Source organism: Acinetobacter sp. WU_MDCI_Abxd143, assembly GCF_025514195.1.
GTDB lineage: Bacteria > Pseudomonadota > Gammaproteobacteria > Pseudomonadales > Moraxellaceae > Acinetobacter > Acinetobacter pittii_H.
The window spans coordinates 733,531-751,226 of the sequence record NZ_JAHPTH010000001.1; the positions used below are offsets into that span (position 1 = coordinate 733,531).

The window sequence follows — 17,696 nt, forward strand, 5'->3', positions numbered from 1 at the left end:
TAAAACATTGAATTGCTTATAACTATCCATGATTTAGGCCCCTTGTCTCGAACCCATTATACTGTTTGCATAGTTAAATGCACCATATTCAGACATTTTCAAATTATGGCATACAAGAATAGCTCGCAATCGCCCTAATTTAGTGCAAAATTGTTGCGCCAATATGAATCATCGCATCAATATCTAGCAGTCATTCATGATCATAATACTTTCTTATATAGAAAGCCGACCTTCTTACTGCAATGCATGAAAATAATAATCTATTTTATATGAAATTTTTAAGTTAGAGTTGAGACGATAGTATATACATCCCGATTTGCTAATAAAGGCTTTAAAAAGACTTCTCCTGAATAGATATTTTTAAAATGGAGTACTTTATGAGTTCATACTCATCCATTGAAATTCTAAAGCCTTAAAATATTAATCTAACTTTGGTTTTATAGTTCTTTGTACTAAAGCAAGAGTTGATCAGCTTTGGTGCGCCAAGAGGAATCTTTTCAACTGATAATTTCAACTTTCTAATTTTTTTACCGTTTGTTATATACCTTTTTTATACATGACAAACTTGCTTTTCAAGTTAAAAAAATCTAAAAAATGAAACATAACTTTTTTTTATAATTAAACAAACAAAAAGTTTGGTTTCTATAAACTACCAATCAGTTCAAAGGATTTGAAATGAAGCATGAACTCGAACAATATGACAGAGCTTTTTTCGGCCATCCAAAACCCCTAAAAACTTTATTTTTTACAGAGCTTTGGGAAAGATTTTCTTATTATGGTATTCGGCCTTTACTCGTTCTTTATATGATTGCAATGATCAACGAAGGGGGTTTAGGCCTTGACCGTCCAACCGCTGCAGCAATTGTTGGGTTATTTGCAGGCTCTATGTATTTAATGACTGTTTTTGGTGGTTGGATTGCCGACAACTGGTTAGGTCAGGCACGATCGGTCTGGTATGGTTCTATTATTATTGCACTAGGTCATTTATCAATTGCCCTCACTACCATTTTTGATCAATTCTTTTTTTATTTCGGTTTAGTTCTTATTGTGCTTGGATCAGGTTTATTTAAAACCTGTATTTCAGTGATTGTCGGAACATTATATAAAGCTCAGGATAGTAGACGAGATGCCGGTTTCTCCATTTTTTACATGGGGATTAATATGGGATCATTTATTGCTCCCCTTCTTACGGGTCTATTAGCACGTGATCATAACTGGCACTTAGGTTTTGGAATCGGTGGCCTAGGAATGTTAATTGCATTATTTATTTTTCGTATCTTCGCTATTCCACAGCTACAAACTTTTAATCAGTTGCGTCAAAAAAATGATAATTGCAATAAACCCATTGTTGAAAATAAAAATGCGCCCAAAATTGCTTTCTCCTTTTTACTATCTGTCGCAGTTATTAGTGCTCTTACCTTCTTTGGCGTCATACATATCAATCCAGTCGCAGTAGCAACTTATTTAACAGTTTCAATTGGGATTGGGATTATTGCTTATTTTGCGTATTTACTACTTTTCCTAAATTTAGAACAGCATGATAAATTCAAAATTATTGTTTGTTTCGTTTTATTAGCAACCTCAGCATTATTCTGGTCTGCTTTTGAGCAGAAACCAACATCTTTTAATTTATTTGCGCAAGATTATACAGACCGTATTGTTTTCGGATTTGAAATACCAACGGTATGGTTCCAATCCATCAATGCCCTATTTATTATTGTTTTTGCTCCAGTTGCAGCTTGGCTATGGACGAAGCTAGGTAAGTCAAATAAAGACCCAAGCTATATCAGCAAATTTATCATTGCACTATTACTCGCAGCAGGCGGCTTTTTGCTCATGTCTTTTGCGAGTCGTTTCGCAATTGCTGGTGGCTTAGTCTCACCATTTTGGTTAGTCGGTACTATATTTTTGCTTACCATAGGTGAACTTTGTTTAAGCCCAATTGGCTTATCAACCATGACCAAACTTGCACCTGATGTTATACGCGGTCAAATTATGGGTCTGTGGTTTACTGGCTCAGCTTTAGGTAATCTCATTGCGGGTCTTATTGGCGGACATGTATCAGCAGATAATATTGATCATTTACCCACCCTGTTTATGCGATGTGTTTTGGCATTAGTGATTGGCGCAATCGTGTTATTTTTATTAAAGAAACCTATTAATAGATTAATGAACAAAAGTACCAGTAAAGTTCAACCTAACTTGGAAACTATATGAGCGTTTTAACTGTTCCAGAAAAACTTGAAAAACTTCGCGGACTCATGCGTATTCAGCAAATTGATGCATTTGTTGTAATGAGTGCTGATCCCCATATGTCAGAATATTTACCAGACTATTGGAAGACGAGACAATGGCTCAGTGGTTTTAGTGGTTCGGTTGGTACGCTTGTGGTGACCCAAAACTTTGCAGGCCTATGGGCAGATGGTCGCTATTGGGTACAAGCCGAGCAACAACTTGCTGGAACTGGCTTTCAATTACAAAAACTGACCAGTGATGAAACTTCTACACATCTCGCATGGATTGAGAAAAATCTACCAACTAGTTCGGTCATTTCAGTAAATGGCCAAACATTATCCATTCAACAATTTAAAGCGCTCGAACATACTGCACGAGTTCATAGCTATAAACTCGAGACTCAAAAAGATTTAGTTGGAGAGATTTGGTTAGACCGCCCAGAGCTACCCTCTGAAAAAATCCATTTAATGCCTGAAGGGCTAAATGCACTATCCCGTAAAGAAAAAATTCAGGCTATTCGTGAGACTTTACATAGCAAGAATATTGCGGGTCATTTTATTTCATCTTTAGATGATATTGCATGGGTCTTAAATGCACGTGGACAAGACGTAGAATACAACCCTGTTTTTCTTTCTCATTTTTATATTAATGCAGAGCAAGCTGTTCTGTTTATTGATAGCAGTAAACTGGATTCAACCATTCAACAAGCTTTCGCAGCCGATGGCATTCAAATTCGTAATTATGAAGATACGTCTAAGTTTTTAGCTAATATTTCTGATCCATCTGTGCTTTTAGATCCAGCAAAAGTATCGATTTTTCATGAACAAGCCATCGCAAAAGATATTCTGGTTGTATACGACATTAACCCGAGTACACTTTTTAAATCACGCAAGCATGAAAGCGAAATTGCTCATATCCGCCATGCAATGCTTAAAGATGGAGTCGCGCTTTGTCACTTTTTCCATTGGCTCGAAAAAGCACTTCATCAGGGTGAACGTATTTCAGAATTGACTATCGATGAGAAAATTACTGCCTACCGCGCTCAGCAAGACGGATTTATAGGACCAAGTTTTTCAACGATTGCAGGCTTTAACGCCAATGGTGCTCTACCCCACTACCGTGCAACTCCAGAGCAATACTCTTTTATTGAAGGCGATGGATTATTACTCATTGATTCTGGTGGACAATATGTAGATGGAACAACAGATATTACCCGTGTTGTTCCTGTGGGGACACCAACAGAGCAACAAAAACGTGACTATACGCTAGTTTTAAAATGTCATATTGCTTTGGCAAAAGCTATTTATCCAGAAGGTTTAGCTGCACCGCTACTCGATTCAATCTGTCGACATACTTTATGGCAACATGGTTTAGATTATCGCCACGGAACAGGTCATGGCGTAGGTTTTGCGCTTAACGTGCATGAAGGACCACAAGTGCTTTCTTATTACGCGCCTATTCATGCCTATAGTAAGTTGCGTGAAGGTATGATTCTCTCTAATGAACCGGGTCTATACCATGAAGGAAAATACGGTATTCGTATTGAAAATTTGGTTGCAAACAAACTTCACTCAGGGTTTGAGAAAACCTACGGCGATTTCTTAGAGTTTGAAACGCTCACACTTTGCCCGATTCATTTAGATTGTATTGTCGTTGACATGCTAACGGATGAAGAGAAAGACTGGTTAAATGGTTACCATCAAACCGTCCAAGAAAGACTCGCTGAACATTTGTCGGGAGAGGTCTTAGACTGGCTGATTTATAACACACGTAAGATTTAATCTTCTCTTTTTATGGGGGCAGAATAATTTTTTATTTCTAATGAAAAGCTTATTCTGTCTTTATCTTTATTTTTATATAAACTTTATATCCATAAAAGCTCAATTTTGTTTGCAAATGTCTAACGAATGAAATAGTTAAACTGGTCACTTCATTTTTTGTTATATTAGCCGCTTAAATAGCGGCTTTATTTTTATCCAATATTTTGAGAACTTATTTCAAAATGGTTAATCAAACGGGCATCCTAAAGGCTACTATTTAAAAAATACATTAAATATCAAGAGGTTTAAATCAAAATGCTTCTAATGATCGACAATTACGACTCTTTTACCTACAACATCGTCCAATATTTTGGCGAGTTGAATCAGGAAGTAAAAGTAGTTCGCAATGATCAAGTCACATTAGAGGATATTGAACGATGGCAACCTAAATATCTAGTTATTGGTCCTGGTCCTTGCTCTCCAAGTGAAGCGGGTATTTCCATTCCTGCAATTAATCACTTTGCCGGAAAAATTCCTTTGCTTGGCGTGTGTTTAGGGCATCAAAGTATTGGGCAAGCTTTTGGCGGAAACATTGTAAGAGCCAAAACGGTTATGCATGGACGTTTATCTGATATGTACCACAGCAATAAAGGTATTTTCAGTAATCTCCCTAGCCCATTCTCGGCAACTCGTTACCACTCTTTGGTGATCGATCAGCAAACACTACCTGATTGCCTTGAAGTCACGTGTTGGACCAACGAAGCAGATGGCTCAATGGAAGAAATTATGGGTGTTAAACATAAGACATTGCCTATCGAAGGTGTGCAGTTCCATCCAGAATCTATTTTGAGTCAACATGGCCATCAAATCTTTAAAAACTTTTTAGATATTTATGCATAAGTGATCACTATGAATATTCAACAAGCACTTAACCATATAACAAAAAATATTCACCTGACTCAGCCGCAAATGGAAGACATTATGCGCAGCATCATGCAAGGTGAGGCAACCGAGGCACAAATTGGTGCTTTGATGATGGGCCTTCGCATGAAAGGTGAAAGTATTGACGAAATTACTGCTGCCGCACGTGTTATGCGTGAATTCGCCATCAAAATTGATGTAAGCGATATCAAATATTTAGTTGATATTGTGGGTACTGGCGGCGACGGACAAAACTTGTTTAATGTCTCTACTGCTTCAAGCTTTGTCATTGCAGCTGCAGGCGCAACCATTGCAAAGCATGGTAACCGAGGCGTTTCGAGTAAATCTGGTTCATCGGACTTACTTGAGCAAGCAGGAATTAATCTTGATTTAGACATGCAACAAACTGAACGCTGCATTCGTGAGATGGGTGTAGGGTTTTTATTTGCTCCAAATCATCACAAAGCAATGAAATATGCTGTCGGCCCACGTCGTGAGCTTGGTGTTCGTAGTATTTTCAATTTACTTGGCCCGCTTACGAATCCGGCCGGCGTAAAACGCTTTGTGATTGGGGTATTTTCAGATGAGCTTTGTCGTCCGATTGCAGAGGTTATGAAGCAACTCGGTGCTGAACATGTCATGGTGGTTCATTCAAGAGATGGACTCGATGAAATCAGCCTTGCTGCTCCTACTGCTGTTGCAGAACTCAAAGACGGCGAAATTACTGAATGGACGCTTAACCCAGAAGATGTCGGAATTGAATCACAAACTTTAAATGGTTTAGTTGTTGCGGATGCCGCTGCCAGCTTAAAGCTAATTAAAGATGCGTTAGGTAAAAATAAAACTGCTATTGGTGAAAAAGCAGCAAATATGATTGCACTTAATGCGGGTGCTGGTATTTATGTGGCTGGTATTACCAAAACCTATGCTCAAGCTGTTTCATTCGCTCAAGATATTATCTACGGCGGACAAGCTTTAGAAAAAATGAGTGTTTTGGCTGAATTTACCAAAACATTAAAACAATGTCAGGCAGATTAAGGATTTCTCATGATTAATATTCAAAATACCATTTTAGGTAAAATTGTTGACCGTAAACATGAGGAACTTGCTGCGCGTTTAAAACAACGTAATTTACAGGATGTTGAAGAACTTGCGAAAGCTGCAACTCCGGTAAGAGGATTTGCAAAAGCGTTACAACACAAACGGCCTGCCGTGATTGCTGAAATTAAAAAAGCGTCTCCATCAAAAGGTATTATTCGTGCAGATTTTAATCCTGCTGAAATTGCCGAACAATATGAACAAGCTGGAGCAGCATGTTTATCTGTTTTAACTGATGTTGATTTTTTTCAGGGTGCAGATGAAAATATCGCAATCGCAAGAAGCCACTGTGCTTTACCCGCTTTACGTAAAGACTTTCTGATTGATCCATATAATGTAGTTGAAGCACGTGCTTTACATGCTGACTGTATTTTATTGATTGTTGCCTCTTTGTCAGACCAGCAGCTCGAAGAAATGTCTAAAACTGCTTTTGAACATCAACTCGATGTATTGGTTGAGGTTCATGACGAAGAAGAACTTGAACGTGCTTTAAAGTTGTCTGAGCAATGTATATTAGGTGTGAATAACCGCAATTTAAAAACCTTTGATGTTGATTTAAACACATCAATTCGTTTGAAAAATTTACTTCCTGCCTCTCGTTTACTTGTGACTGAAAGCGGTATTGCTACTCCAGATGATGTTCGCATGATGCAAGAACATGATATTCACACCTTCTTGGTTGGTGAAAGTTTTATGAAACAACCAAGACCAGATCAAGCCTTTAGTGCCCTTTTTGGACAACCCCAAACGGTTTAATAGAAGATATATGAGTAATAAAGATTCATCGCTTTCTAAAGAGCAACAAAAGTTATTGAAGCAATTTAAAAAGCAAATCTCCAATCCTCATTCAAGCAAAATCGCAAGTCAGCCTGAGGTCAAACAACCTCAGGCTGAGTCTGAAGAATTGGAAAATGCAAATCTGTTTCAAAGTGCTGTAGCAGGTGTTAAACCCATCAATAATAGTAATATTGCTGATGTGAGAACCCCTCGCGTAAAAAAAGTTGATGCTCAAACATTAGCGAAACGTGCAGCTGCCGAAGGTGGGCGTGACACTGAACATGCCGAGTTATCTGATACTCAAGCGGCTTTAAACCCTGTCGCAAGCCAAGCAACCTTAAGCTATCGTATTGCTACCCTTCAGCATAAAGTTTTTGAAGACTTAAAAGCTGGCAAGATGCGTTGGTTTGAAGCTGTCGATTTACACGGCTGTACCATTGAACAAGCACGTGATGCGGTTCTACAAATTATCCAGATCGCAAAAGATGAAAATCAAAATGTGATCAAGATCGTACATGGTAAGGGCCCAGAAGCTGTCTTAAAAACCTATGTCAACGGATGGTTACGCCAACATCGCGATGTTTTAGCCTTTGTAAGTGCTCCAGAAAATCAAGGTGGCACAGGCGCCGTTCTCGTACTGCTTAAACGTGCAGAAAAAAATCCCAAGTACCAACAATAATCGGCATTTTCTACAGAATTCAGACTTTTTATAGTTTTCTGATAGAATGCCGTTTTGTTCAACCAGTGTAAGTGAACATTCTTATGTCTATGCAGCAATCGTACGCAAATATTCTGACTGCCGTCGGTGAAGATCTTGATCGTCCCGGCCTTAAAGATACGCCTGTGCGTGCGGCTAAAGCTTTTTCATATTTAACTTCTGGCTATAGTAAAACTTTAGAAGAAGTCACCAATAATGCTGTTTTCCCATCAGATAACCATGAAATGGTATTGGTGAAGAATATTGAATTTTATTCGCTTTGCGAACATCATCTCCTTCCATTCTATGGCCGTGTCCATGTTGCCTATCTACCAGAAGGCAAAGTTCTTGGCTTGTCGAAATTTGCACGTATTACTGAAATGTTTGCACGTCGTTTGCAAATTCAGGAAAACTTGACTCAGCAAATCGCAGAAGCTGTGGCTGAAGTGACTGGTGCTCGTGGTGTAGCCGTAGTTATCGATTCAGCACATATGTGTATGATGATGCGTGGTGTAGGTAAGCAAGAATCAACGACCCGTACTGTTTCATTTATTGGTGATTTTAAAACTGATAAAGAAGCACGTCGTGAGTTCTTGAGTGCTGTACCTGAAAGTTACTAATTTTTATTTAGTAAACTAATTAAAGCCCGACTCAGTTGGGCTTTTTTACATCTAAATACTTCCCGAACTCCATAAAACATAACAATTAAATTAGGTGATTTTTGTTATAAAAGTACCCATCTTTATTTTTAAATAATTTATGAGTTAATCATGCAATTTAAAAAAATTTCTTGCTTACTTTTACCTCCTCTTTTTATTTTTAGTACCTCAATTTATGCGGGTAATACACCCAAAGAGCAAGAGATCAAAAAACTGGTTGATCAAAACTTTAAACCTTTATTAGAAAAATATGATGTACCCGGTATGGCGGTAGGCGTTATTCAAAATAATAAAAAATATGAAATGTATTATGGTCTACAATCCGTTCAAGATAAAAAAGCCGTTAATAGCAGCACCATTTTTGAGCTAGGCTCGGTCAGTAAATTATTTACCGCTACAGCAGGCGGATATGCCAAAACAAAAGGAACAATCTCTTTTGATGACACACCCGGAAAATATTGGAAAGAACTAAGAAATACACCGATTGATCAAGTGAATTTACTTCAACTTGCGACATATACCAGTGGCAACCTTGCCTTGCAATTTCCAGATGAAGTAAAAACAGATCAGCAAGTTTTAACGTTTTTCAAAGAATGGAAACCTAAAAACCCAATCGGTGAATATCGACAATATTCAAATCCAAGCATTGGTTTATTTGGAAAAGTTGTTGCTTTGTCTATGAATAAGCCTTTTGACCAAGTCTTAGAAAACACAATTTTTCCAGAGCTTGGCTTAAAACATAGTTACGTGAATGTGCCTAAAACTCAGATGCAAAACTATGCATTTGGCTATAACCAAGAAAATCAGCCGATTCGAGTTAATCCTGGTCCACTCGATGCACCAGCATACGGCGTTAAATCTACCTTACCCGATATGCTTAAGTTTATTAATACCAACCTAAATCCACAAAAATATCCAGCAGATATTCAACGTGCAATTAATGAAACACATCAAGGTTTCTATCAAGTCGGCACCATGTCTCAGGCACTTGGTTGGGAAGAGTTCTCTTATCCAGCACCTTTACAAACTTTATTAGGCAGTAATTCAGAACAAATTGTGATGAAGCCTAATAAAGTGACTGCTATTTCAAAAGAACCTTCCGTTAAGATGTTCCACAAAACTGGTTCGACTAACGGTTTTGGAACATATGTCGTGTTCATTCCTAAAGAAAATATTGGTTTAGTCATGTTAACTAATAAACGTATTCCGAATGAAGAACGCATTAAAGCAGCTTATGCTGTGTTAAATGCAATAAAGAAATAATCGTCTTTTCTAAAAACAAAAAGAGAAATGAATAATCTCATTTCTCTTTTTTTATGGGTTTATTCTTTAAAAGAACCAAACATATCCTAGACTTGATTTCATCCAGTCTTGATGATTTTGTTGTTCATAATCCCAGTTTAAACGAACAGCATTATTGCGATTAATTACATATTGCCACTGAGTATTGACTCTCAAATTCCATTGGTTTTGATCTTCCCAATAGGGCAACTCAATTTGCACCACAGAGTTGAAGCGCTCAAACCATTGGTTCATACATCCTAAAGTTGGGCCCATCCCTACACGCCACCCTTTATCTAGATTTGAACCTGTTTGTACATAGGTTTGTACTTGTCCATAGCAAATATGTTTGCGCTCATAATCTGCAAGACTGTAACCGACCTGTGCATTAAAGCTTGCTACACCGTGTTGTTTGTCTTCACTAAAGCTTCCATCATGAATGGCTTCCTGACGCCAACCTAAATTAAATCCCCAACTCAGCGGTGTTTTAAAAGGTTGAATCGGGTTATAAGAGTTCACTTCTAACAAATCAAGACGTTCTAATTTTAAATGGTCATCTCGCCACTGCGCATTACCATTTAAAAAGAGTAATTGAGTACCTGCACGATATCCGCCTTGAGGATCTATTAAGTCATGGTAGGCTTGCCGATGACCAAGTTCGATAAACTTATCACCTTGCACCTCTCCAACTTTCACGGAAAAGTTACGAGCGTTATGACCTTGAGTTGGTTCCTTTGCTGGTCTTTTAGGTTCTTGACGCTGCTTATCTAAATCAATCTGACTTCTGAGTGCTAAAAGCTGGCGTAACTGCGGCTGAGCAACGCTTTCTTCTATTTTTCGGCTAATAAATTGGAGATATAAATCGTCGTAAGCCATCTCGAGGATTTTAGCCTGATCTTGCTCACTAAATGATTTTAAAATCTGAGAAGACTGCTGTGTCGACATCATCGTAATTTGATGAGCCATCTTCGCCAGTGAAGCACCATGCTGATGAGCTTGTGCCAATAACTGAGTTTCTAATGCAGGTCGATATACAGGAGCTTTGGTAAGTCCCTGCTGCTGCATTGATTTAATAGTTTCCATTGGAATGGAGGCATAAGTAAATTTTTCTTGTAAGTTAGATTCAGGTTTTACTAAATCAATTAATCCTAACAATCGATAGGCACAGTTATCACTCACAAAGTAATAAGGGAAGCTCACATGTTGCATTTCCCAAATATGACTCACTAAAAACCGAGTTTCTTCAGGTGATAGATTTAACTCATATTCCCATAAATCACGGCTTTCAAAATCGCCATATTCTTTTACTTTACGGTAATAAGGCATCAGTGAATATTCACCCGGATACTGCCCTGTTAAACCTTTCCATGCATATGACCAGTTGTCGTTCCCTGCCACAGTTGCTGCATAATTTACAGCATAGGAAACTAAATTTAATTGTTGCTGATCTTTTGGATCTAAACGCAATAACGTATGGCCAAACATGGAGCTAGGATTGCCCATAAAATCGGTCGCATAAATTAATGTCGCTTTATAGGGCTTAATCTGCCCAATCCAGTTTTCAAACTCTGAACATTTTACTTGAGGCAATTCATTTTCTTGAATACCTACTTTTTGTATGAGCCATTGGGTACGTGCGGGGAACTTACAACGAATCGACTGATTATCTTGAGCGGGCATAAATAATGCCGAGATGTCAGCTTTCAGTTCTTCTTTTAAATTATTTTTTCCATTTTTTGATAGGAAATAGCCACCGTAAGTGACCTCACTTTTCTGGTTTTTATTGGCATACATGAGTCTTTGCCATGTAATGTTTTGATCTAGATTTTGTTGTTCTGCGATTGACCAATATTTTTGAATAGAGGGATTTATATCTGCTGAATACGCAATATTCACTGCCAAAGAGGCAAAAACTAAAACAACTGACTTCATTAAGCTCATCAATTTTTATCATTAAATATAAGAAAAACCCTGCCATACGACAGGGTTTTCAGTTTCAAACTTATACGTAAGCTTTTAAAACGTCATCTTTAGCCATTACAGTTTGTAATGATGCTAATACTTGAAGCGTATTTTGGTTGTTTGCAGAATAAATTTCACCAAAGTTTGCTTTTGAAACTTTGAAGAAACGATCTTTATCTTGAGGTTTAATTTGCATTAACTCAGCAAGTACGTTCAGGCTTTCACCTTGGCCTACTGCCATATCACGCGCTAAAGCTTCAGCATTTTCATTTGTGAATGTAACCACTTGAGCAGTTACTGTTCCGCCTTGACGGCAGCCTAAAGTACCGAAAGTGATCCCTAATAATTGGTTAGTAAAAATACCGTTTGTTGTCGCAGCAAGAATTTTAGGCGCTACTCCTTTTTTGCCAGCCCAGACTTGTGTACCCACACCACAACCTACATCGTTGTCAGCCATTGCAACACTTGAACCAGCTGCTAATAACGCAGCTAAAGCTAATTTTTTTAACATAGATGTATAACTCCAAAATCATTATTGATTGTTTCTTATGTGTTGTATTGTTATGTGTAATTTTTATTACACGCTATTAAAGATAACGAGAAGGCTGTGAATTAGCAATTAAAAAATAAACAATATGATAAAAAGTGCAAAAGAAAAATTTATCTTAAATTCCAGTTACCTTGATTATCTCGATGACCCAATATTTTAAGTACCAGTACTAAACTTAAGAGTAATAATAAATACCATGAACCAAGTTTACCCCAACCCACCATATGCCAAGCATCTATCTGACTTGGATAGAGCCAGATTTTATAAAAAGTACTAATATTTTCAGCAATCCAGATGAGAAAAGCGAGTGTAAACAATACAGGCAACATCGGGATTTTAAATTTATGTTCATTTAACTGAAAATAAAGCTTAGTCTTCCAAAAAATAAAAATGCTGATCGCAAATAAAATATAGCGAATATCAGGTACAAAAAATTTACTCATAAAGTTTATATATGAGAAAAATGCGAGTAAAAGCATCGTTCCAAAACTAGGAAGCTTTTCAAAAGAAACTTGAAACAGTCGGATTGACCGTGCAAAAAAACTACCCACAGCCGAATACATAAAGCCTGCAAATAAAGGCACAGTTAAGATTTTAAATACGGCGGGCTGAGGATATTGCCATGATGCAATCGCGGGATGCGTTAAAAATATTTCCATGACCATCGCCATGACATGAAATAAAGCAATAACTTTGGCTTCTGCCCATGATTCAAGCTTTAAATAAAGTAAGCAGATCTGGATTAACAATGCATAGATAAGTAAATAATCATAGCGATAAAAACCCATATATTCATGGCTTCCCATCGGCGCTGTTAAAGCAAAAGCAATTAAAAGCAGAATACCAAACAAGGCTGCCGAAACAGCCTTGCCGATAAAATGAATGGGTAAAATCAGATGGCGCACAAAAAACTATCCTAGATATTTAGCACTATACTCATGTACTGTATCTACAAAGATTTTTGGCTGTGCAGGGTCTACCCATTGGGTAATACCGTGGCCTAAGTTAGCAACGTAACCTGTTTTTTCACCATTTGCGTAGGCATCGTCTAACATCGCTTTCACTGCTTTTTCAATTGAAGCAGCCGAGCCATATAAAACAGCAGGATCAAGATTGCCTTGTAACGCTACGCGTCCAGAGACAACATTTCGAGCTGTATTGAGCGGAGTAGTCCAGTCCAAACCTAATGCATCTGCACCAGTGGTAATCATTGGTTCTAACCATTGACCGCCACCTTTGGTGAACACAATAACAGGAATACGTCGGCCGTCTTTCTCACGCTGTAAACCTGCAATGATTTTATTCATATAGTTTAAAGAGAATTCGACATATTCACGGTGTGCCAATGCCCCGCCCCAGCTATCAAAGATCTGGATGGCTTGAGCACCTGCATCAATTTGAGCATTTAAATAATCAATGACTGAATCTGCTAAATGGTCGAGTAAGGCATGCAAAACTTCTGGCTGCGCATACATCATTTGCTTGGTGAAACGGAACTCTTTACTTGAACCACCTTCAACCATATACGTTGCAAGTGTCCAAGGACTACCAGAAAAACCAATCAGTGGAACTTGACCACCTAAAGCAGAACGAATTGTACTTACTGCATTCATCACATAATCAAGATCTGATTTTGCATTTAACTTGGGTAAATTCGCGACATCTTGTTCAGTACGAACAGTCTTTTGAAACTTAGGACCTTCTCCAGTTTCAAAATAAAGCCCTAAACCTAATGCATCAGGAATTGTTAAAATATCTGAAAATAAAATCGCTGCATCTAAGTCGTAGCGGCGTAAAGGCTGCAAAGTCACTTCGCAAGCAAATTCTGTATTTTTACATAGAGATAGAAAGTCGCCTGCTTTTGAACGTGTTTCACGATATTCAGGCAAATAACGTCCTGCTTGACGCATCATCCATACCGGTGTGGTATCTACAGGTTCGCGTAACAAAGCTCGTAGGAAACGATCATTTTTCAAAGTCGTCATTACCAATCTCTATATTCTTTATGTGGCAGCATCATATCAAAAACATAGAGAATTTTATAATTTCAATTTCACACAAAAAACGCGTCAATCTACTAAAAAATGCATATTTACACAAAAGTCTACTGCAAGTAGTGGGCTTTTCTGCAATACTTGCAACATGTTACATTGGGTTTATTGATATTCTTTTAATCACTAAATTGCCAATCTTGGGCTCATAGAGATGAGTTATTGGTAGTTTTATGCACTTTGAGATCAAATCAATCTTCCTATTGCTTATATGAAAATTCTTAAGGTTGAATTACATGTTTGTTCGCTCATTACTCGCTATGAGTTTAAGTTGTATTATTGCTAATGTTGCTTTTGCTGCTTCAACAACTGAGCAACCCCTGAACCCTAAAAAGGTATCAGCTCCTGTAGAAGATCCGATTGATCCTTTAGCAGTAGAAGCCGCTTCAACTGTACAAGCTCAAGCTCCGACACAAATTACCGCTCAAGAACAAAATGACCTAAATCGAGCGTCAACAACATTACAAAATTTACAGAAAACTGAAGACCCAAATGCTGAATCAGGCATCGCGGCGTCGACTCCAGCTGTTGCTAAAACCACTGCTGCGTCTACCGCTACTGCGACAACCCCTGCATCATGGACTTTAGATAGCTTAAACTCGGCGGAATGGTCTGAAAATATTGGTAAAGGCCAGCTTCCAGTTTATGCACGTGCTCACGTTATGCTAAATAATGCACATGCATCACCAGGTGCAATTGACGGCATGAGCGGTAAAAACACTTTAAAAGCAATTTCTTCATTCCAACAAATGAATGGTTTGTCACCTACTGGTGAACTGACTAAAGAAACTTGGGATGCGTTAGTTGCTAAACAAACCAAGCCAGCATTTATTGAATACACAATTTCTGATGCTGACTTAAAAGGTCCATATGCTGAGTCGATTCCTTCTGACTACGCATTACAGGCCAAAATGAAAGGTTTGTACTACACACGTGTTAGCGAAATGTTGGGTGAGAAGTTTCACATTGATGAAGCTTTCTTAAAGAAAATTAACCCAACTGCGACATTCAAAAAAGCGGGTGAAAAAATCATTGTTCCAAACGTACGCAATGATTTACCAGAAGACATTCATTTGATTATTGCGCATAAAGGTGCAAAACAACTGTACCTATTTAACAGCCGTAACCAAATGATTGCGTCATTTCCTGCAACAATTGGCAGTACTGATACGCCTTCTCCGACCGGTACTTACAAGGTAGTTGGTGTAGCTCGTAACCCATGGTATAGCTACTCACCTTCTAACTTCGTACAAGGTAAAAACTTAAAACCGCTTTCTTTACCACCAGGTCCAAATGCTCCTGTAGGTAATATCTGGATTGGTTTAAGTAAAAAATCTTTTGGTATTCACGGAACACCAAACCCGTCTTTAATTTCTAAAACAGCTTCACACGGTTGTATCCGTTTAACGAACTGGGATGCAAACGATTTAGGAAATAAAGTACGTTCTGGCGTAACTGTTAAATTCCTTGAGTAATTAATAATTCTATTAAAAACCTGCCTTCATGGCAGGTTTTTAATAGAAAATTCATTGATCCATAAAAAACTTTACAACCATATCAATTATGCAACGACATGTTGCAGTTAGCCTATTTTTCTAGCCTCTATAGAACATTAAGATATTTCTCAAGAGATAAATAAAAATTTGGGAGATTAGATCATGAATGCTTATCTACATCGTAGTGAAGATCGAGGTCATGTAAAAGCAGGCTGGTTAGAGTCCTATCATAGCTTTTCATTTGGTAGCTGGTATGACCCTAAATATATGGGTGTAAGCGCTTTACGCGTAATTAATGACGACCAGATTGATGCGCATAATGGTTTTGGTACGCACTCCCATGACAACATGGAAATCTTAACCTGTGTGCTAGATGGTGCAATTTCACATCGCGACACGATGGGAAATGAAGGCCAAATTAAAGCGGGTGAATGGCAACTCATGAGTGCCGGCACAGGTGTTGCCCACAGTGAAATCAACAACACTGATACGCCTGTACATTTACTACAAATCTGGATTATTCCTGATGAAAGAGACGCAGAGCCAAATTACCAGCAAATTAATCTTGACCCGCGTAAAGATCCAAACAAATGGCATTTAATTGCAGGGCCTGATGCAAATGCACCAATGCATATTCGCCAAAATGCAGAAGTAAAATCTGCCGTGTTGGAAAAAGGACATGAGTTAACTGTTGATACGGTTAAAAAAGTGAACTATGTGCATGTGATTTCGGGTGTAGTTCGCATTGGCGATCAAGAAGTTAAAGCAGGCGATGCTTTAGTTTTTGAAGATAAAGCGACAATTCACGCAACTGAAGACAGTCAATTTATCTGGTTCGATTTACCTTAAATCATAAAAAAAGCCCTTTGCATAAAAGGGCTTTTTTTAATCTCCCCCGCCACCGCCACCATCACATCCGCCTGAATCTGAAGATGATGATGAACAGTCATTTGAATAACTAGAGCTATGATGATGACTGGGACTATTATCGTGAAAATGATGTGTTGAAGCAGATGAATGATCATGCTCACCAGATGGTAAATAATTTTTTAAATTTCTGAGTAGTGCGATTAAACAAATGAGTCCAATACTAGAAAAAATGACTATGAATATAATAATAAATAACTTCAAATAACGACCTCCTAGATCAAGCTATAGAGATGCTGGCTGTGTTCCCATTTATTATATGAGTCTTGTTTAATAAACAAGTTGTTTTTTGATTAATAAAATTTGTATTAAACCAACCCTGCCAAAAAACAATCCAGCACCCTTTCCCGTTCGATTGCCTCATCCGAGCTTAAAAGCTGAATAATTGCACCTTCAATCATATATAAAAATAATTTGGCATCCTGAAAAGTCGTATCGTTTTTAAGTGTTCTAAGCTGGCTATAAATTTCATTGATGAGCCACGTTCTATATCTCACTGCGGTGATATAGGCTTTTGGGTAGATGAGTTTCGTTTCAAAAATTGCTTTAAATAATAAATAGTACGGCCTTTCTACGTCGCTATGTAAGAAATAAAGTTTCTTAAGTTTATCCTTAACGTTTGTACTTTGATCGTACTCAACAATTGCATCCACTTTTTCTTTTAAGCGCTCTTTTTGCACGATCAAACAGATTTCAATAAATCGCTCTTTAGAATGAAAGTAGTTATAAAAAGTTGCTTTTGGAGTGTGGGACTCTTTCACGATTCGGTCGATGCCCACGGTATGAAATCCGTGATGGTGAAACAAATGAATCGATGTATTAATGATTTGGATCGCACGTGTTGAGAGAACTAAATTTGGCATATTTTTACCGTTATAAATTCTTGTTGTTTCTAAACGAGATACTTTTTTGGGAGGAAAAAAGGCATAGCAAAGCCGTAAAGACTGTGTTTTGCACATCTCAAATTTTATTGTTGATGCAAGTTTTTTGAGCCGTAATGACTTAAAGCCTGAAAACCCTAAAGGTCATCAAGCTGCTTTAAATTTTTAAGTTGTGTCGTTATAGCTTTTGGCAAAGGCTGCCAAGAAATTAAGAATGTGCAAAGCCAACTCCTTTTTATTGGGAGTTCTGCCAGACATTTATAGAATTATGGTGGCAGAACGGAAGAAGGTTGACAGACTAGTATTATCTCAAACTAGCACACCCGAAGGTGTCCCTCTCCCGTCCTACCGCTACGGGAAAGGGACGAGTAGCTACCACACAAGACTATTCCTCAGAAGAA

General features: G+C 37.9%; 16 protein-coding genes. 10 read left to right on the plus strand and 6 right to left on the minus strand.

Annotated features, from left to right (window positions below; all coding sequences use genetic code 11):
• Positions 1 to 675: 675 nt before the first annotated feature.
• The 8 genes from KTI79_RS03450 to blaADC all read left to right on the plus strand — a co-directional run bounded on the left by KTI79_RS03450 (position 676) and on the right by blaADC (position 9,410).
• Positions 676 to 2,217, plus strand: a complete 1,542-nt coding sequence (locus KTI79_RS03450; protein ID WP_032053323.1) for a peptide MFS transporter — start codon at positions 676 to 678, stop codon at positions 2,215 to 2,217.
• The gene (locus tag KTI79_RS03455; protein WP_032053322.1) at positions 2,214 to 4,016 is read left to right on the plus strand and encodes an aminopeptidase P family protein; all 1,803 of its coding nucleotides are present in this window, start codon (positions 2,214 to 2,216) and stop codon (positions 4,014 to 4,016) included. The genes KTI79_RS03450 and KTI79_RS03455 overlap by 4 nt, the downstream gene beginning before the upstream one ends.
• 294 nt (positions 4,017 to 4,310) lie before the next feature.
• Positions 4,311 to 4,895: an anthranilate synthase component II gene (locus KTI79_RS03460; protein WP_016140432.1), complete on the plus strand. Its 585-nt coding sequence runs from the start codon at positions 4,311 to 4,313 to the stop codon at positions 4,893 to 4,895.
• A gap of 9 nt (positions 4,896 to 4,904) precedes the next feature.
• A complete protein-coding gene (gene trpD / locus KTI79_RS03465) occupies positions 4,905 to 5,954 on the plus strand; it encodes an anthranilate phosphoribosyltransferase (RefSeq protein WP_032053318.1) in 1,050 nt (349 codons plus the stop codon).
• Between the two features lie 9 nt (positions 5,955 to 5,963).
• Positions 5,964 to 6,770, plus strand: coding sequence for an indole-3-glycerol phosphate synthase TrpC (trpC, locus tag KTI79_RS03470; RefSeq protein WP_032053317.1), 807 nt, complete (start codon positions 5,964 to 5,966; stop codon positions 6,768 to 6,770).
• Between the two features lie 10 nt (positions 6,771 to 6,780).
• Positions 6,781 to 7,470: a Smr/MutS family protein gene (locus KTI79_RS03475; RefSeq protein ID WP_032053316.1), complete on the plus strand. Its 690-nt coding sequence runs from the start codon at positions 6,781 to 6,783 to the stop codon at positions 7,468 to 7,470.
• Between the two features lie 89 nt (positions 7,471 to 7,559).
• A complete protein-coding gene (gene folE, locus KTI79_RS03480; protein ID WP_171067934.1) occupies positions 7,560 to 8,108 on the plus strand; it encodes a GTP cyclohydrolase I FolE in 549 nt (182 codons plus the stop codon).
• Positions 8,109 to 8,258: 150 nt separating this feature from the next.
• Complete coding sequence (gene blaADC / locus KTI79_RS03485) at positions 8,259 to 9,410, plus strand: ADC family extended-spectrum class C beta-lactamase (protein WP_032053313.1); 1,152 nt, start codon at positions 8,259 to 8,261, stop codon at positions 9,408 to 9,410.
• Between the two features lie 66 nt (positions 9,411 to 9,476).
• Here blaADC and KTI79_RS03490 read toward each other — a convergent pair whose 3' ends face one another.
• The 4 genes from KTI79_RS03490 to hemE all read right to left on the minus strand — a co-directional run bounded on the left by KTI79_RS03490 (position 9,477) and on the right by hemE (position 13,925).
• Positions 9,477 to 11,369, minus strand: coding sequence for a DUF4105 domain-containing protein (locus KTI79_RS03490; protein ID WP_079284106.1), 1,893 nt, complete (start codon positions 11,367 to 11,369; stop codon positions 9,477 to 9,479).
• Positions 11,370 to 11,430: 61 nt separating this feature from the next.
• Complete coding sequence (locus KTI79_RS03495) at positions 11,431 to 11,901, minus strand: DUF3015 family protein (RefSeq protein WP_003650547.1); 471 nt, start codon at positions 11,899 to 11,901, stop codon at positions 11,431 to 11,433.
• A gap of 149 nt (positions 11,902 to 12,050) precedes the next feature.
• Entirely contained in the window at positions 12,051 to 12,845 is a 795-nt protein-coding gene (locus KTI79_RS03500; protein WP_032053306.1) for a DUF817 domain-containing protein, read from the minus strand.
• Between the two features lie 6 nt (positions 12,846 to 12,851).
• A complete protein-coding gene (hemE, locus tag KTI79_RS03505) occupies positions 12,852 to 13,925 on the minus strand; it encodes a uroporphyrinogen decarboxylase (protein ID WP_014207275.1) in 1,074 nt (357 codons plus the stop codon).
• Positions 13,926 to 14,227: 302 nt separating this feature from the next.
• Between hemE and KTI79_RS03510 the strand changes: the two genes are divergently transcribed.
• Together KTI79_RS03510 and KTI79_RS03515 are read left to right on the plus strand one after the other, a co-directional pair.
• Positions 14,228 to 15,466 carry a L,D-transpeptidase gene (locus KTI79_RS03510; RefSeq protein WP_032053302.1) on the plus strand — a complete coding sequence of 413 codons (1,239 nt, stop codon included), beginning with the start codon at positions 14,228 to 14,230 and terminating at the stop codon, positions 15,464 to 15,466.
• A 183-nt stretch (positions 15,467 to 15,649) separates the two neighbouring features.
• A complete protein-coding gene (locus tag KTI79_RS03515; protein ID WP_005068005.1) occupies positions 15,650 to 16,336 on the plus strand; it encodes a pirin family protein in 687 nt (228 codons plus the stop codon).
• 36 nt (positions 16,337 to 16,372) lie between these two features.
• Here the strand turns inward: KTI79_RS03515 and KTI79_RS03520 are convergent, their stop codons facing one another.
• Both KTI79_RS03520 and KTI79_RS03525 read right to left on the minus strand, forming a co-directional pair.
• Complete coding sequence (locus KTI79_RS03520; RefSeq protein ID WP_079284104.1) at positions 16,373 to 16,618, minus strand: hypothetical protein; 246 nt, start codon at positions 16,616 to 16,618, stop codon at positions 16,373 to 16,375.
• Between the two features lie 104 nt (positions 16,619 to 16,722).
• The gene (locus tag KTI79_RS03525) at positions 16,723 to 17,277 is read right to left on the minus strand and encodes a TetR/AcrR family transcriptional regulator (RefSeq protein ID WP_032053299.1); all 555 of its coding nucleotides are present in this window, start codon (positions 17,275 to 17,277) and stop codon (positions 16,723 to 16,725) included.
• Positions 17,278 to 17,696: the final 419 nt, after the last annotated feature.

What these genes read in the sequence shown, in the direction of transcription:
- KTI79_RS03525 (WP_032053299.1), bottom strand. Translation starts at nt 17,277, where the DNA reads ATGCCAAATTTAGTTCTCTCAACACGTGCGATCCAAATCATTAATACA.
- trpD (WP_032053318.1), top strand. Translation starts at nt 4,905, where the DNA reads ATGAATATTCAACAAGCACTTAACCATATAACAAAAAATATTCACCTG.
- KTI79_RS03455 (WP_032053322.1), top strand. Translation starts at nt 2,214, where the DNA reads ATGAGCGTTTTAACTGTTCCAGAAAAACTTGAAAAACTTCGCGGACTC.
- KTI79_RS03515 (WP_005068005.1), top strand. Translation starts at nt 15,650, where the DNA reads ATGAATGCTTATCTACATCGTAGTGAAGATCGAGGTCATGTAAAAGCA.
- KTI79_RS03460 (WP_016140432.1), top strand. Translation starts at nt 4,311, where the DNA reads ATGCTTCTAATGATCGACAATTACGACTCTTTTACCTACAACATCGTC.
- KTI79_RS03490 (WP_079284106.1), bottom strand. Translation starts at nt 11,369, where the DNA reads ATGAGCTTAATGAAGTCAGTTGTTTTAGTTTTTGCCTCTTTGGCAGTG.
- blaADC (WP_032053313.1), top strand. Translation starts at nt 8,259, where the DNA reads ATGCAATTTAAAAAAATTTCTTGCTTACTTTTACCTCCTCTTTTTATT.
- KTI79_RS03495 (WP_003650547.1), bottom strand. Translation starts at nt 11,901, where the DNA reads ATGTTAAAAAAATTAGCTTTAGCTGCGTTATTAGCAGCTGGTTCAAGT.
- hemE (WP_014207275.1), bottom strand. Translation starts at nt 13,925, where the DNA reads ATGACGACTTTGAAAAATGATCGTTTCCTACGAGCTTTGTTACGCGAA.
- trpC (WP_032053317.1), top strand. Translation starts at nt 5,964, where the DNA reads ATGATTAATATTCAAAATACCATTTTAGGTAAAATTGTTGACCGTAAA.
- KTI79_RS03450 (WP_032053323.1), top strand. Translation starts at nt 676, where the DNA reads ATGAAGCATGAACTCGAACAATATGACAGAGCTTTTTTCGGCCATCCA.
- KTI79_RS03475 (WP_032053316.1), top strand. Translation starts at nt 6,781, where the DNA reads ATGAGTAATAAAGATTCATCGCTTTCTAAAGAGCAACAAAAGTTATTG.
- KTI79_RS03510 (WP_032053302.1), top strand. Translation starts at nt 14,228, where the DNA reads ATGTTTGTTCGCTCATTACTCGCTATGAGTTTAAGTTGTATTATTGCT.
- folE (WP_171067934.1), top strand. Translation starts at nt 7,560, where the DNA reads ATGCAGCAATCGTACGCAAATATTCTGACTGCCGTCGGTGAAGATCTT.